We start from the raw sequence: 15,088 nt of genomic DNA on the forward strand, positions 1-15,088 counted from the left end.
GGCCTTGCTCCGGGAAGTTCGCGAAGCCCACTTCCCGGAGCAAGGCCACCCCGCCGGGCAAGGCCCCAGCGCGAGACCGTCCCGGATGTTATTCGTTGTCGCCGGCAGTTAGCTGCGTTGCGGAGAGTGCACCGTCGGCAGCGGTTGCGGCAGCGGCGTCGGGCCAGACCCAGTCGGTAAAGGCCGGGTGATCGAAGCCCTCGTCACACGCGAAGTCAAAGGCCTCGGTGCGGAATGCCTCCCACTCGTCAATCTGCTCTGCAAACTTGTCGGCGTCGACCATGCGCAGCACGTCGGCGGCCAGGGCCCAGCGGTCCATGTTGTTCAGACGCAGCATGTCGAACGGCGTGGTCGTGGAGCCCTTCTCCTCGTAGCCGTGGACGCGGAAGGCGTCGTGGCCGGGGCGGTTCCAGATCAGGCGGCGAATCGTGCCGGCATAGGCGTGGAATGCGAAGAGCACGGGCTTCTCACCGCAGCCGAACAGCTCAGCCCAGCGCTCATCGCTGATGGCCTGGTCGTTCTCGCAGACGTTCTGAATCTTGAGCAGATCGACCACGTTAACGAACCACACCTTAATGCCTAGCTCGCGCAGCATGTCGGTTGCAGCCAGGGCCTCGAGCGTCGGCACGTCACCGCACGTGGCAACTACGACGTCAGCCTCGGCGAGCGAGTCGGCAGTCGATGCCCACTCCCAAGCCGCGACACCCTCGGCGAGCTCGGCACAGGCCTCGTCGACCGTTTGGAAAGTCGGGGCGGGCTGCTTGCCGCAGAAAATGGCGTTGACGCAGTCGGTGGACTGGTAGACGCGCTCGGCCACAGCGAGGGCCATGTTGGCGTCGGCCGGATAGTAAGCATTCACGATATGCGTGTCGTTGGCCTTGTTGAGCAGCAGGTCGATAAAGCCGGGGTCCTGGTGCGAGAAGCCGTTGTGGTCCTGACGCCAAACATGGCTCGACAGCAAAATGTTGAGGCCGCTGATGGGAGCACGCCACGGAATCTCGCGCTTGGTGGCCTCGAGCCACTTGCAGTGCTGGTTGACCATGGAATCGACCACGTGCACAAAGCTCTCGTAGGAGCTCCACACGCCGGAGCGGCCGGTGAGCACGTAGGCCTCGAGGAAGCCCTCGCACTGGTGCTCGGACAGCTGTTCGACGACCTTACCGGAGCCGGCGAGCAGCTCGTCGTTGGCCTCGTCCTCGTAGAAGCCGGCATCCCACTGCTTCTTGGTCACCTTGTAGGCGGCCTGCAGGCGGTTGGACGCGGTCTCGTCGGGACCAAAGATGCGGAAATCGTCCATGTTCTTGGCCAGAACGTCGGCAGTGTACTCACCAAAGACGCGAGCGGCCTCGGTGGAGCCCCAGCCGTGACCTTTCTCGGCGACGGGGATCTCGTGGGCGTGGATATCGGGCAGCTCGAGCTCGCGGCGCACCTTGCCGCCGTTCGCGTTGGGATTGGCGCCGATACGCAGCTCGCCGGTCGGCATAAAGGCCGTCACCTCGGGGCGTACCTGGCCCTCGGGCGTAAAGAGCTCCTCGGGCTTATAGGAGCGCAGCCACTCGCGCAGCACGCGGAAGTGCTCGTGAGTGTCCTTGGCACTCGCCAGCGGCACCTGATGGGCGCGCCAGGAGTCCTCGGTCTTCTTGCCGTCGATGTGCTTGGGGCAAGTCCAACCCTTGGGAGTACGGAACACAATCATGGGGTAAGCAGGGCGGGCCACGGTCTCGCCTGCGGCGGCCTGGGCCCGCGCGGTGGCCTTGATGTCGCAGATCTCGTCAAAGACCTGCTCAAACAAGGCAGCGAAACGCGCATGGATGCTCGCGTGGCTCTCGTCGTCAAAGCCGGCGACAAAGAAGTGCGGCTTGTAGCCCATGCCCTCAAAGAACTTGGTGAGCTCCTCGTCGGACACGCGGGCGAGGATGGTGGGGTTGGCGATCTTGTAGCCGTTGAGGTGCAGGATTGGCAGGACGATGCCGTCGGTTGCCGGGTTCACGAGCTTGTTGGACTGCCAAGAGGTGGCAAGCGGACCGGTCTCGGACTCACCGTCGCCCACCACGGCCACGGCCAGCAGGCTCGGGTTGTCCATAACGGCACCGTAAGCGTGGCTGAGCGTGTAGCCGAGCTCGCCGCCCTCGTGGATGGAACCGGGCGTCTCGGGCGCAAAGTGGCTCGGGATGCCGCCGGGATAGGAGAACTGGCGGAAGAACTTCTGCAGGCCGGCCTCGTCATTGGTGATGTCGGGGCGAATCTCGCGGTAGGTGCCGTCGAGCAGCGACTGAGCAGTACCGGCGGGGCCACCGTGACCAGGGCCCATCAAGAAGATAGCGTTCTGGTTGTGGTCGGCGATCAGTCGATTGACGTGACCGAACAGGAAGTTGATGCCGGGCGTGGTGCCCCAGTGGCCAACCAGGCGGTGCTTAACGTCCGGACGACCGAAGTCGCGCACCTCACCGGTTTTCTCATCAACAAAGTCGGGGCGCATTAGCGGGTTAGAGCGAAGGTAGATCTGACCGACGGACAGATAGTTCGATGCGCGCCAATACAGGTCGACGCCCTCGAGCTCGGAAGCCGGCACCTCGTGGCCCAGCTTTTGCCACGGCGTCCCCAGTGTTTTAGCCATTGTTTATGTCCCTTCGCTGTGCGGTCACCCTCCAATACGGCAACCTTTCGTTGGGACCAGTATATTTGCTAAAACGTTTTATCATGGTGAAAAAACGTTTTACCACCCTTATCAATCCCATCGATTAGCAAAACGCGACATTCACCTGCGGCATTGACTGTCACAGGTGCTCCACATTCGGTTTCTGCAAATTGGTAAACGTGTTTAGTTGTGTTTAGTAAGGTCAAGCACACTGTCCTTCACGATAAGCGCCGGCTCCAGAACGACCTCTTCGGCACGTCTACCGCCCCTACCGGCAAGACGCTTGGACATGCAGCCAAAAGCATGCTCCGCAAGGACACCGGGATCCTGCTCAATCGCGGTCAGCGCCGGCTCAAAGAGAACGTCGGCAGCCGAGTTATCATAGCTCACCACCGAGATATCGCCCGGGATGTTCTTCCCCATCTCGTGCAAGCGCTTGAGCAGACCGAGGGCAATGTTGTCCGAGCTTGCGAACACGGCGGTGGCATCAGTTGCGAGCACGGCCTCCGAGGCCTCGTATGCACTCGGAATGTAGTACTCGCTCTCAAACTCCAACCGTGCGTCAATAGGCAGGCCAACCTCGCGCAATGCGCGCTCATAGCCGGCGAGTCGCTTGCGACCCGTATTGGAACGGCGCGCGTTAACCAGACAGGCGATGCGGCGATGACCCTGCTCAATCAGATACCGCGTGGCCATGTAGCCACCCATCTCGTGGTCGAACATCACCTTGTCGCACTCGAGCCCCTCAATGGCACGGTCGACCATTACCGCCGGGATGGGCAGATGGCTGACCTCTTCGCGCAGGGCGCGGTCGTCGGAGAACTCGTCACCCACTACCAGAAAGACGCCGTCGACGCCGCGCGTCACCAGCTGGCGCAGCAGTTCCAAATCGTCATCGGCGCTTCCACCCGAGCTGGTAATAAAGAGCGCGTAACCGTCCTCGCGACAGCGCTTTTCCAAGCTGCCGGCGAGCGAGGCAAAAAAGCGGCTCTCGATATTGGGAACGATAAGGCCCAGCGTGCGCGACTCGCGCATGACCAAGCTGCGCGCGATCTGGTTAGGAACATAGTGGTTGCGCGCCGCAACCTCCTTGATGAGCTTGCGGTTTTCTTCCGAGATGCGACAGGGCCGATTATTAAGAACAAGCGAGACCGACGAGGGGGAAAGCCCCACCTCCTGGGCGATCTGCTTGAGGGTGACTTTGTTGGCCATCTCGCTCCTTCCGAGTTTACGCGCAATCTCTTGAAAGTATAGCGACTGCCTATCTACCTCGGTGATAAACACTTTACCAATCCGGTGGACGGCTGTTTTATCGCCGCCAGCGCACCAAATCCGTCCAGGTGGGGTATATTGCAATCGATCGATGACAACAACCACCAAAAGGCGGATATTCGTATGCACGAGAACGACTTTTTTAACGAGGACCTGCTCTGCGCGCTCGCCGGCGTTGCCGGCGAGGACAACGTACTCATGAGCGAGCCCATGCGCGAGCACACCACTTTTAAGATCGGCGGCCCGGCCGATGTCTTTGTCACGCCCGACACCGAGCAGGGCCTCATCGCCACGCTCGACACCTGCTATCGCTGCAACTTGCCGCTTACTATCGTGGGCAACGGCTCCGACCTGCTCGTCGGCGACAAGGGAATCCGCGGCGTCGTCGTGGCGCTGGGCGAGGGCCTCTCCGACATTACGGTCGATGGCATGCACGTTACGGCAGCAGCCGGCGCCTTGCTTTCCGATGTCGCCGCGGCGGCAGCCGAGGCCGGTCTCACCGGCATGGAGCCCATCTCGGGTATCCCCGGATCGGTCGGCGGCGCCTGCTACATGAACGCCGGTGCCTACGGTGCCTGCATGGCCGATGTGCTGGAATCTGTACGCGTCTACAAGCCCGCTCGCATGCTCGACGACGGCACCCGCGGCAGCGGCAATATCATCGAGTTCGATGTCGACGAGCTCAACCTGGGTTATCGCAAGAGCCGCATTGCCGACGACGGCTTTATCGTGCTCTCGGCAACCTTCAACCTCGCCCCGGGCAACGCCGCGATGATCAAGGCCGACATGGACGACTACCGCCAGCGCCGCGAAGACAAGCAGCCGCTCGACATGCCGAGCGCCGGCTCCACCTTCAAGCGTCCCGAGGGCCACTTTGCCGGCAAGCTCATCATGGACGCCGGCCTGCGCGGCCACGCCGTCGGCGGCGCCCAGGTGAGCGAAAAACATTGCGGCTTCATCGTCAACGCCGGCCACGCCACCGCCGCCGACGTCGACGAACTCATCCGCCACATCCAAGCAACCGTCAAAGAGCAGTTCGACGTAGACCTAGAACCCGAAGTCCACCGAGTAGGCGAATTTCTATAGCCCGCCCGCAGTGATTCACTTTAATTAATAACGGGACAAGTGATGTAGCTCCCTTGTCCCGTTTTCATTTATTTGCGAAGAACATCGGCTAGCCGCAGGATTGAAACCATCGAATGATAACCGAGCTCCATCTTTTCACCCGCAAGCAGTCGTTTTGAGCTAGCCTCATCTAGCCCCACAAGCCGAGAAAACAGCAAGCTGCTCAACGTGCCCTCGTCAATAGAGTCCTTTATGGTCTTCAAAACGTCCGTATCATAAAGCGACGCCGAACTGTAGGGGGCAACACGAGCGGAACTCTCAATTAACGACGAGACAAAAGGATGGAGATGCTTTGGACATAGTCCATCAAACACCACATCCCCATTGTCGTTCGAGCCGACCAGGCGCCAAGTATAATGATCGATCCAGTCATCTCCGTCATATATGGTGTCCATGAATGTCTCCCGACTAGAGGGCCAACGAAAGGGAAGTTCCAGGTTTTGTCATATACATCCCCAACGCCTCTCGACAGTTATATTTTGTGACTATTTTAGATCTATATGACCAATTCGAGCCCTCAATAAGGCGATTATTGCAGCTAGGCTATATTTCATTTTTCATTTTGATGAACCGCCGGTTCCAAATACCAAAACCGCAGCCCACCTAGTCGGCGAATTTCTATAAAAAGAAGGCCCCGAAAGGGAGCGGCCTCGTAAGGAAGTCCTCTCCCTTTCGGCTTTTGTAATCCTCCACTTATGATTGAATTGGCTGGTAAAATCAATCGTACGTGGAGAATTACAATAGGGGAGGAGGACTTGACTATGGCGAATGGAAATGCAGCGACTATTCTCGGCTCGGCTCGGCTCGGCTCGGCTCGGCTCGGCTCGGCAGGAGCATAGCGCCGCTTTTTCAGCGTTTCAAGTCTTATTTCATACAATTTATAACGATCCAGTTGCCGGAGACAGGGCGCAGTATGCCTTGGCTTCGGTTTTTTGTGTTTACCGGAAGGATGGTGGTTTGATATCGAAGTCCTAACCACGACCGTCAAATCACTCTTTTCCGGTTAAACCTTCTATCTTCTCCGGCGTGTCCGCTGTCGGAGGAAGTGAATGGCGGACAGAATTATTTTGGAGGAATGAAAATGAAGAAGAAGCTTCTAGGCGTTCTGCTTGCGTTGTGCCTCGCGATGACACTTGTTCCGATGACAGCCTTTGCAGGGGAGAACGCGCAAAGCAGCAAAATATCAATCACAACAGTAGATGAGCTTTTGCAATTTGCAAAAGCTGTGGACAATGGCGAATACGACGATAAAACAGATGCAGTTGTATCTCTTGATGCAGATTTGGATTTAACAGGCATTGCGTGGACACCAATAGGTAGCACATTTGATGCTGAGGGAAATCTGTTGCATTACTTCAGCGGCAAGTTTTATGGAAACGGGCATACGATTTCCAATTTAGATTTTTCCGAAAACTATGGAAAGACGGAATATCCGTCTTTCGGATTATTCAGTGAGGTTTATGGCGCTGAAATTTCCGGTTTGACAATTCAAGGCAAGCTGGATGTATCCAATTCGGGGTATGTCTATTTTGGAACGGTAGCGGGTGTTGCAGCAGACAGCAAAATTTCTGACTGCGTTTCAGATGTGTCGTTCACGGATACAGACAAATATATTAACGGTACTGCGGCTATGTGCGGATATGCAATAAATAGCACGATTGAGTACTGCCAAAACAAGGGGAATTTTTCAATAACGAAGGATGTCAGCTCTTTCCAGATGGGCGGTATCGTAGGCGTTGCTCAAAACAGTACCGTACAGTATTGTGCTAATACAGGCGAGATGTCCTCTTGGACACCCTGCACCGGCGGAATCGTTGGGCAGCTGTATCAAGCTTCAAAGATTATCAATTGTTATTCCACAGGGAAAATGGTTCCTCTTGGCAACGGAACCACAGATTTCGGCGGCATCGCAGGGACAGTTGGTGCAGGTACAGAAATCAAACATTGTTATTTCGCTGGTGAAATGGATTTATCTCAATATACCGCCACTACGCCTTATAAGCGTTTGAGTGGCATTGCAGGCGGCGTTTCATCTGATACACCTGCTTTTGAAAACAACTATTTCGTGGGAACTGAAAATGTCCCGGCTTGCTTTAAGTACCAGGATGCCGGAACAGAAAAGACCCTTGACTCTATGAAAACGGAAGAGTTCTTTAATGAGATCACTGCTGCTGGCGGCAATTATCGATTTAACCCAAATGGCACACCTATTCTGCCAGCACCGAAATATGCAGTTTCTTTTGTTGTAACACCCGCTGAACTGTCAAATGTAACCATCAAAGTGGACGGTCAGGCAGTAACAAACCCCGCCAATTTGGAGGCAGGTACTTATCAAGTCGAAGTCAGCGCAGATAATTGCGAGGTTTTCAATTCCAATATTACGATTACGGCTGATACAGCGACTCATGTGCAGGCCATTGCAATGACTTATTTACCTGCCGACTACACTAAGGTCGACGAAGCCATTGCCAAGGCAAATGCACTGAACAAGGATAACTACAAGGACTTCACCGCCGTGGAAGCTGCCGTCAATGCTGTTGTCCGTGACAAGAACATCACTGAACAGGGCGAAGTTGACGCAATGGCGAAAGCTATTGAAGATGCCATTGCTGCTCTTGAGAAAAAACCTGTCAGCACCAAGGAGAAAAAACCTGCCAGCACCAAACCGGGAACATCCGATAAGCTTCCGCAGGCTGGCGATACAAACAGCCTTGCTTTGTGGATCGCTCTGCTGTTCGCCAGCGTCGGCGCAGTAACCGTAACAACCGTATACAGCAGAACGAAAAAGCGCAGCGTAAAGTAAAATTAAGTATTTAGCCCAAGGGACCGTCGCTTTCCTATATTCAGACAACCAGTCCGGTGAGTCGCGCTCAGGACCCGAGAGGGCCGCGTGCCCGCCCGCAATATATTTGATTGATCGCGAGTTCCGCACGCAAAGAAGGCCACTTAATGTGGCCTTCGTCTTGCGCAGGACTGCCCGAGCAGGCAATCAAATATATTGCGGGCGGGCACGCGGCCCAACTTGTTCTACGACAGCACGACGCCGCCAAGCCAGCCCCAACGCACGCCAGAGCCAGTGCCGTAGAACCCAATGAACGAGTCAAGCGACCTCGACGTGATGGCGCCCTCGTTACTCATAACGATGCCGCCGCCAACGTAGATGCCCACGTGGCCATAGATCAGACCCGGCATGCCGGTACCGCTATGCGATGAGTCGGCAACGATCATGCCCACCTGCAGCGCCGAGCGATCGGAGCTATAGCACCATGCGTTAAACATGTCGCACGCGTTACCGCCAAAGTAACCAACGCCGGCGTTGCGGAAGACGTTGGTGACCCACGCCGCGCACCAGTTCTGACCAGGCGAGGGCGTGGAATAGCAAGCGTTGACGACAGCCTGCTGCTTGCCCGAGCCGGCATTTTGTTGCGGAGTTCCGGGCGCATACGATCCGCCACCCGAGTTTGAACCACCCGAGTAGGAATTGTTCTTGTTCGCGGCAGCCGCGGCAGCGGCAGCCTTCTTGGCAGCCTCCTCGGCCTGAGCGGCAGCAAGAATCTCGGAATCGCGCTGCGCCATGAGCTCCTTGACATCGTCGGAGAGGCCGTTCAGAACCGTCTGGACCTCCTGCTGCTTGGCCTGCATATCCTGCATCTGAGCAGACTGCTGGTCCTTGAGCTTCTCCAAGTCGGCTTTTTGCGACTCGAGCTCGGACTTCTGCGTATCGAGCTCTTGCTGGATGGTCTGGATGTCCTCGATGGCGTCACGGTCGCTCTTGTTGATCTTCTCGACGTAATGCGCGTTGGCGACGAGCTCCTCAAACGAACCAGAAGCGAGCAGCAACGACAGGATATTGGTGCCACCCGACTTGTAGCTTGCCGCCACGCGATCGGAAAGCTCGTTACGCTTCTTCTTGAGCTCCGACTTCTTGGTGTCGATCTGCTCCTGGGTGTCGTCGATCTGACCCTGAACACCCTCGATGTCGTTGAGCGTCTGAGCATTCTTGTTAGCGAGCGCCGCGTACTCGTTGGCAATGCTATCAAGCTGGGCCTGGACCTCGTCGAGCTGGGCCTGGGCGGCATTCAGCTTGTCGGTGGTTTCCTGGCTGGCCTCGGCAGCATGGGCGCGGACAGGTAGGCCAAAAAGAACTGCAGCAGAAGCGGCGCCGAACAGGGCCTTGAGGGCGGTGCGGCGTGAGAGCTCCTGAGTAAAGATGGAATCGCTGTTTGGTGACATATGTACTCCGTTACATGTTTTGTTTATATGTCGCTCAAGACATACATATTACCGTACATCCGACGCATCCCAACGATTTCCACGAACGGCAGAAAACCGCACGACCGGCGGCATGCGCACGGCCTGGAATTACCAAGAAACCGTTATGCATTCCTGTCTTATGAGTACGTTAACATCATTACTCTGCTTTTCATTGTGTCAAACAGTTGCACCGTACCTAGCTGCGCTATACTCCCTCAAGAAGTGTTCCTGATTCGATAGGAGACTACATGTCCCAAGCACTCGACCCCAAAGACACCTGCGTCCTCGTTACCGGCGGTGCCGGCTTCATCGGTTCCCATACCGTCGTTCAGCTGCTCGAGGGCGGCTACCAGGTCGTCGTCGTCGATGACCTCTCCAACTCCAGCGCCGTCGCCATCGACCGCGTCAAGACCATCGTGGGCGACGAGGCCGCCAAGAACCTCACCTTCTACGAGGCCAACGTGCTCGACCGCGATGCGATGAACAAGATCTTCGATACCCACCAGATCGACCGCGTCATCCACTTCGCCGGCTTTAAGGCCGTCGGCGAATCGGTGAGCAAGCCTGTCGAGTACTACCACAACAATATCGAGAACACCCTGGTGCTCATTGACGTCATGCGCAACCATGGCTGCAAGTCCATCATCTTCTCGAGCTCCTCGACCGTCTACGGCGATCCGGACAATCCGCCTGTCACCGAGGAAGACCCCAAGAAGCCCGCGACCAACCCCTACGGTTGGACCAAGTGGATGATTGAGCAGATCCTCATGGATGTCCACACCGCCGACCCCGAGTGGGACGTCGTGCTGCTCCGTTACTTCAACCCCATCGGTGCCCATCCGTCAGGCTTGATCGGCGAGGACCCCAAGGGCATCCCCAACAACCTGGTTCCCTATGTCGCCCAGGTCGCCGTGGGCAAGCTCGAGGCCGTTCAGGTCTTTGGCAACGACTACCCCACCCCCGACGGCACCGGTGTGCGCGACTACATCCACGTGTGCGACCTGGCATCTGGTCACGTTGCCGCCCTCAACTGGATGAATGGCAAAACCGGCGTCGAGATCTTTAACCTGGGCACCGGCACCGGCACCTCGGTGCTCGAGGTCGTCGCTGCCTTCTCCAAGGCGTGCGGCAAGGAGCTGCCCTATGTGATTCGCGAACGCCGTGCCGGCGATATCGCTGCCAACTGGTGCGATGCCTCCAAGGCCGAGCGCATGATGGGCTGGAAGGCCCAGTACGATATCGCGGACATGTGCCGCGACAGCTGGAATTGGCAGAGCCATAACCCCAACGGCTTCGCCGACGCCGAGTAGCAAAAACCTACATACCGCTCTTGCCCCGATCTCACGATGTGAGACCGGGGCTTTTTCATGACGCGTAACCATTTACCGAAAATGGGCCAACTTTTTAATCTCGCCTATACATGTTTAAACAACATGTTCTACAATAGGGACATCGACTCTAAAACTCGGGACGGGCTGTTCACCCATCTGCAGGCCGATCCCACAACAAGAAGGTTGGTGAGCACATCCATGGAGCGTGCGAGCGGTGTTCTCATGCCCATCTCATCCCTGCCCGGACCGTACGGCATCGGCGGCTTTGGCTGGAACGCCTACGACTTTGTCGATTTCCTCGCCTCGTGCAAACAACATTATTGGCAGATTCTGCCCCTTACGACGACGAGCTATGGCGATTCTCCCTATCAGTCGTTCTCGGCCCGTGCGGGCAACCCCAATTTCATCGACTTTGCCGAGCTGATCGAGGCCGGCTATCTGGAGCAGTGCGATATCGACGGTGTTTATCTGGGCTCCGATCCCAACAACGTTGACTATGGCGCGATTTTTAGCGGTCGCCGCCAGATTCTCGACCGTGCCGCCGAACGCTTCGCCTCCGACAAGCCAGCCGATTTCGACGACTTTGTCCAAACCAACGAAGACTGGCTCATCCCCTACTGCGAGTTCATGACCGTCAAGGAGGAGTGCGGTCTCAAGGCATTTTGGGAGTGGCCCGCAGAGCTCCGTACCCGTGGCGAGGCTTCTGCCAAGGTCTGCGCTGCCCATCCCGCGCGCATGCTCTACCACCAGATGACGCAGTACTTCTTCGATCGTCAGTGGAGCCGCCTCAAGGCCTATGCCAACGAGCGCGACATCCTGATCATCGGCGACCTGCCCATCTATGTCTCGCGCGACTCCGTCGAGATGTGGGCAAGCCCCGAGCTCTTTAAGATCGACGCCGCCGGCAACCCCGTCAGTGTCGCCGGCACACCGCCCGATCAGTTCTCCGCCACTGGCCAGTACTGGGGCAATCCCATCTATGACTGGGATGCTATGGAAGCAGACGGCTTCTCCTGGTGGAAAGGCCGCATCCGCGCGGCACTCAACATGTACGACGTTATCCGTCTGGACCACTTCCGCGGTTTTGAGGCATTTTGGGAGGTGCCGTTCTCCTCTCCCGATTCGTCATATGGTTCGTGGACGCAGGGACCCGGTCTCAAACTCTTCAAGGTGCTCGAGGAAAAGCTCGGTACGCTACCCATCATCGCCGAGGATCTGGGCTTTCTTACCCCCGGCGTCATCGACATGCGCGATACCACGGGCTTCCCTGGCATGAAGATCCTGCAGTTTGCCTTTGAGGGCACCAACTCGTACTACCTGCCGCATAACTACATTGCCAACACCGTCGCCTATGTCGGTACGCATGACAACGAGACGGCACGCGGCTGGTATGAGGGAACGGCCACCCCGCGTCAGCGCGAGCAGGCGGCCCTGTACACCCATCAGCGGGCAGGCGAGTCCATGGCCGACGCACTCAACCGCACCATCGCCGCCAGCGTGAGCGACACGTGCATCTATACCATGCAGGACCTGCTCAATCTGGGCAACGAGGCGCGCATCAACACCCCTGCCACCTTGGGCGGCAACTGGACTTGGCGCATGCTCGATGGCGCCATCACCCGCGAGCTCGAGCACAAGCTCACCGACTGGACCGAGACCTACTTCCGCATCCCATCGGAAGCCGAGATCGAGCTTCCCCAATAGGAGCTACCGCGCCCGACCCCACCCCATCGTGCGGACGCGCTCGCTTTTCCCGCGCGAGGCCACCCCAATCCCCTCGCGCGGGCTTCTTTTGCATTTCTGACATGTAGTCAACCCACCACAGGAGGAAACATGCCCCGTATCAATCTTGCGGATCTTGCCGAGCAGTCCTTTGGGACTTCGCTCGAGCAACTCGATGACCGCCACATTTACAAACTGCTCGTCAAGCTTGTGCAGGAGCGCTCTGCCGCCTGTCCGCTCAACAATGGCAAGAAAAAGCTCTACTACATCTCTGCCGAGTTTTTGATCGGTAAGCTGCTCATCAACAACATGATCGACCTTGGCATCTATGACGATGTTAAGGACCAGCTCACCGCCGCCGGCCACGACCTCAACAAGATTGAGGAGTTTGAGGTCGAGCCGTCGCTCGGCAACGGTGGTCTGGGCCGCCTGGCCGCGTGCTTCCTGGATTCCATCGCCACGCTGGGCCTGACCGGCGACGGCGTGGGCCTCAACTACCACTACGGCCTGTTCCGTCAGCGCTTTGTCGACAATCAGCAGAAGGCCGTCCCCGACGAGTGGCTCGGCGAGCAGGATATCCTGATTGATGACGACCGCTCCTACACTGTTGAGTTTGGCGATTTTGCCGTCACCTCCAAGCTCGTCAACATCGATGTGCCTGGTTACGGCCAGCCCACCAAGAACCGCCTGCGCCTGTTTGACCTGGCAAGTGTCGACGACGGCCTGGTCCCCGGCAGCTCCATCGACTTCGATAAGACCGAGATCGCCAAGAACCTCACTTTGTTCCTCTACCCTGACGATTCCGACGAGCAGGGCCGCCTGCTTCGCATCTACCAGGAATACTTCATGGTGAGCAACGCCGCCCAGCTCCTGATCGACGAGGCCATCGAGCGCGGCAGCAACCTGCACGATCTGGCCGACTACGCCGTGGTCCAGATTAACGACACGCACCCCACCATGGTCATCCCCGAGCTCATTCGCTTGCTCACCACCGAGCACGACATCGAGTTTGACGAGGCCGTGACCATCGTACGCTCCATGGTCGCCTACACTAACCACACGATTCTTGCCGAGGCGCTCGAGAAGTGGCCGCTCACCAGCCTGCAGAAGGTCTCCCCTGCCATCGCCGACATTATCGTCAAGCTCGATGAGATCGCAAAGGCCGAGCACGACGATCCGCGCGTCGCCATCATCGACGAATACGACACCGTCCACATGGCCCACATGGACATCCACTTTGGCTTCTCCATCAACGGCGTCGCCGCACTCCACACCAAGATTCTGGAGGACACCGAGCTTCATCCGTTCTACGAGATCTACCCCGAGAAGTTCTCCAATAAGACCAACGGCATCACCTTCCGCCGCTGGATCCAGGGAGCCAACCCCGCGCTTGCCAGCCTGCTCGACGATGTAATCGGTACCGATTGGCGCAGCACCGGCGACTTGAGCAAACTCGCCGACTTCGCCGACAATAAGAGCATTCTTGAGCGCTTGGCCGCCACCAAAGCCGAAGCCAAAACCATCATGCGCGAGTTTATGGCGCTCGAGCAGGGCGTGACGATCCCCTCCAACGCCATCATCGACGTCCAGGTCAAGCGTATCCACGAGTACAAGCGCCAGCAGATGCTCGCGCTCTACATCATCTGGAAGTATCTCGACATCAAGAACGGCAACAAGCCCGCTCACCCCGTCACCATCATCTTTGGCGGCAAGGCGGCACCTGCCTACACCATCGCCCAGGACATCATCCATCTGATCCTGACGCTGTCGCAGTGGATTGCAAACGACCCCGATGTGGCCCCCTACCTGCAGGTCGTCATGATCGAGAACTACAACGTCACCGCCGCCGAGCGCGTGATTCCCGCCGCCGACATCTCCGAACAGATCAGCCTGGCCTCCAAGGAGGCGAGCGGCACTTCTAACATGAAGTTCATGCTCAACGGCGCTTTGACCCTGTGCACGCTCGACGGTGCCAACGTGGAGATTGCCGAGCTCGTGGGCGACGAGAACATCTACACCTTTGGTGCCTCGTCCAAACAGGTCGAGCGGCTCTACGCCGACGGCACCTACAACGCCGGTGCGCTCTACTGCAAGCCCGGCATTAAACTGCTGGTGGACTTCATCACCAACCCGGCCTTTATGGCGACCGGCAACGCCGAGCGCCTGCAGCGCCTGCACGACGACATTAAGGGCAAGGACTGGTTTATGGCCCTGCTCGACATTGAGGAGTACATCCAGACCAAGGAGCGCGTGCTAGCCGACTACGAGGACCAGGACGCTTGGATGCGCAAGGCACTGATCAACATCGCCAACGCCGGCACCTTCTCGTCCGACCGCACAATCTCCCAGTACAACGACGAGATCTGGCACCTGAGCTAATTCGCTTCCCTTACCCATCCTCTTGAAAACGGAGTCGCGGCAACGCGGCTCCGTTTTTTTGTGTCCCTGTGTTGCCCGTGGCCTGCCTCGACCAAACAATCTCGGTCTGTAACATCTAGCCGGCAAAAGTGAGTCTACCTGTTACAAATCTAGATAAACGAAATTGCCCCGATGAACTGTCTCAATCTGTAACAGATAACCGCCGGAATCGGGTCTACCTGTTACAGAATGAGACAGACGGGCAAGGCGGCTAAAACAATCTCAATCTGTAACAGGTAACTGCCGAAATCAGTCCTTCGTGTTACAGGTCGAGATGAAAGGACAGGCAACTCGACGCTGTCTCAACCTGTAACATCTAGGCCCAATT

9 protein-coding genes are annotated in these 15,088 nt (G+C 57.5%); 5 read left to right on the plus strand and 4 right to left on the minus strand.

Annotation, left to right across the window (positions count from 1 at the left end):
* Positions 1-88 precede the first annotated feature (88 nt).
* Complete coding sequence (locus DW195_RS09465; RefSeq protein ID WP_118206544.1) at positions 89-2,617, minus strand: phosphoketolase; 2,529 nt, start codon at positions 2,615-2,617, stop codon at positions 89-91.
* A gap of 204 nt (positions 2,618-2,821) precedes the next feature.
* On the minus strand, positions 2,822-3,850 hold the full coding sequence (locus DW195_RS09470; protein WP_118206545.1) for a LacI family DNA-binding transcriptional regulator: 1,029 nt from the start codon (positions 3,848-3,850) through the stop codon (positions 2,822-2,824).
* Between the two features lie 183 nt (positions 3,851-4,033).
* Here DW195_RS09470 and murB point away from each other — a divergent pair, with 183 nt between their 5' ends.
* Positions 4,034-4,996 carry a UDP-N-acetylmuramate dehydrogenase gene (gene murB, locus DW195_RS09475; protein WP_118206546.1) on the plus strand — a complete coding sequence of 321 codons (963 nt, stop codon included), beginning with the start codon at positions 4,034-4,036 and terminating at the stop codon, positions 4,994-4,996.
* Positions 4,997-5,064: 68 nt separating this feature from the next.
* Here the strand turns inward: murB and DW195_RS09480 are convergent, their stop codons facing one another.
* Complete coding sequence (locus DW195_RS09480; RefSeq protein ID WP_118206547.1) at positions 5,065-5,430, minus strand: hypothetical protein; 366 nt, start codon at positions 5,428-5,430, stop codon at positions 5,065-5,067.
* 686 nt (positions 5,431-6,116) lie between these two features.
* Here DW195_RS09480 and DW195_RS09485 point away from each other — a divergent pair.
* On the plus strand, positions 6,117-7,838 hold the full coding sequence (locus DW195_RS09485; protein WP_158567934.1) for a GLUG motif-containing protein: 1,722 nt from the start codon (positions 6,117-6,119) through the stop codon (positions 7,836-7,838).
* A gap of 224 nt (positions 7,839-8,062) precedes the next feature.
* Here the strand turns inward: DW195_RS09485 and DW195_RS09490 are convergent, their stop codons facing one another.
* Positions 8,063-9,268: a CHAP domain-containing protein gene (locus DW195_RS09490; protein ID WP_118206549.1), complete on the minus strand. Its 1,206-nt coding sequence runs from the start codon at positions 9,266-9,268 to the stop codon at positions 8,063-8,065.
* Between the two features lie 269 nt (positions 9,269-9,537).
* On the opposite strand from DW195_RS09490, the gene galE reads away from it, so the two are divergent.
* The 3 genes from galE to glgP all read left to right on the plus strand — a co-directional run bounded on the left by galE (position 9,538) and on the right by glgP (position 14,721).
* Positions 9,538-10,599 carry a UDP-glucose 4-epimerase GalE gene (gene galE, locus DW195_RS09495; protein ID WP_118206550.1) on the plus strand — a complete coding sequence of 354 codons (1,062 nt, stop codon included), beginning with the start codon at positions 9,538-9,540 and terminating at the stop codon, positions 10,597-10,599.
* A gap of 207 nt (positions 10,600-10,806) precedes the next feature.
* The gene (gene malQ, locus DW195_RS09500; RefSeq protein WP_233540856.1) at positions 10,807-12,324 is read left to right on the plus strand and encodes a 4-alpha-glucanotransferase; all 1,518 of its coding nucleotides are present in this window, start codon (positions 10,807-10,809) and stop codon (positions 12,322-12,324) included.
* 129 nt (positions 12,325-12,453) lie between these two features.
* A complete protein-coding gene (gene glgP, locus DW195_RS09505) occupies positions 12,454-14,721 on the plus strand; it encodes a glycogen/starch/alpha-glucan family phosphorylase (RefSeq protein ID WP_118206552.1) in 2,268 nt (755 codons plus the stop codon).
* Positions 14,722-15,088: the final 367 nt, after the last annotated feature.

Origin of the sequence: Collinsella sp. AM17-1, assembly GCF_003470665.1 — a bacterium.
Lineage (GTDB): Bacteria > Actinomycetota > Coriobacteriia > Coriobacteriales > Coriobacteriaceae > Collinsella.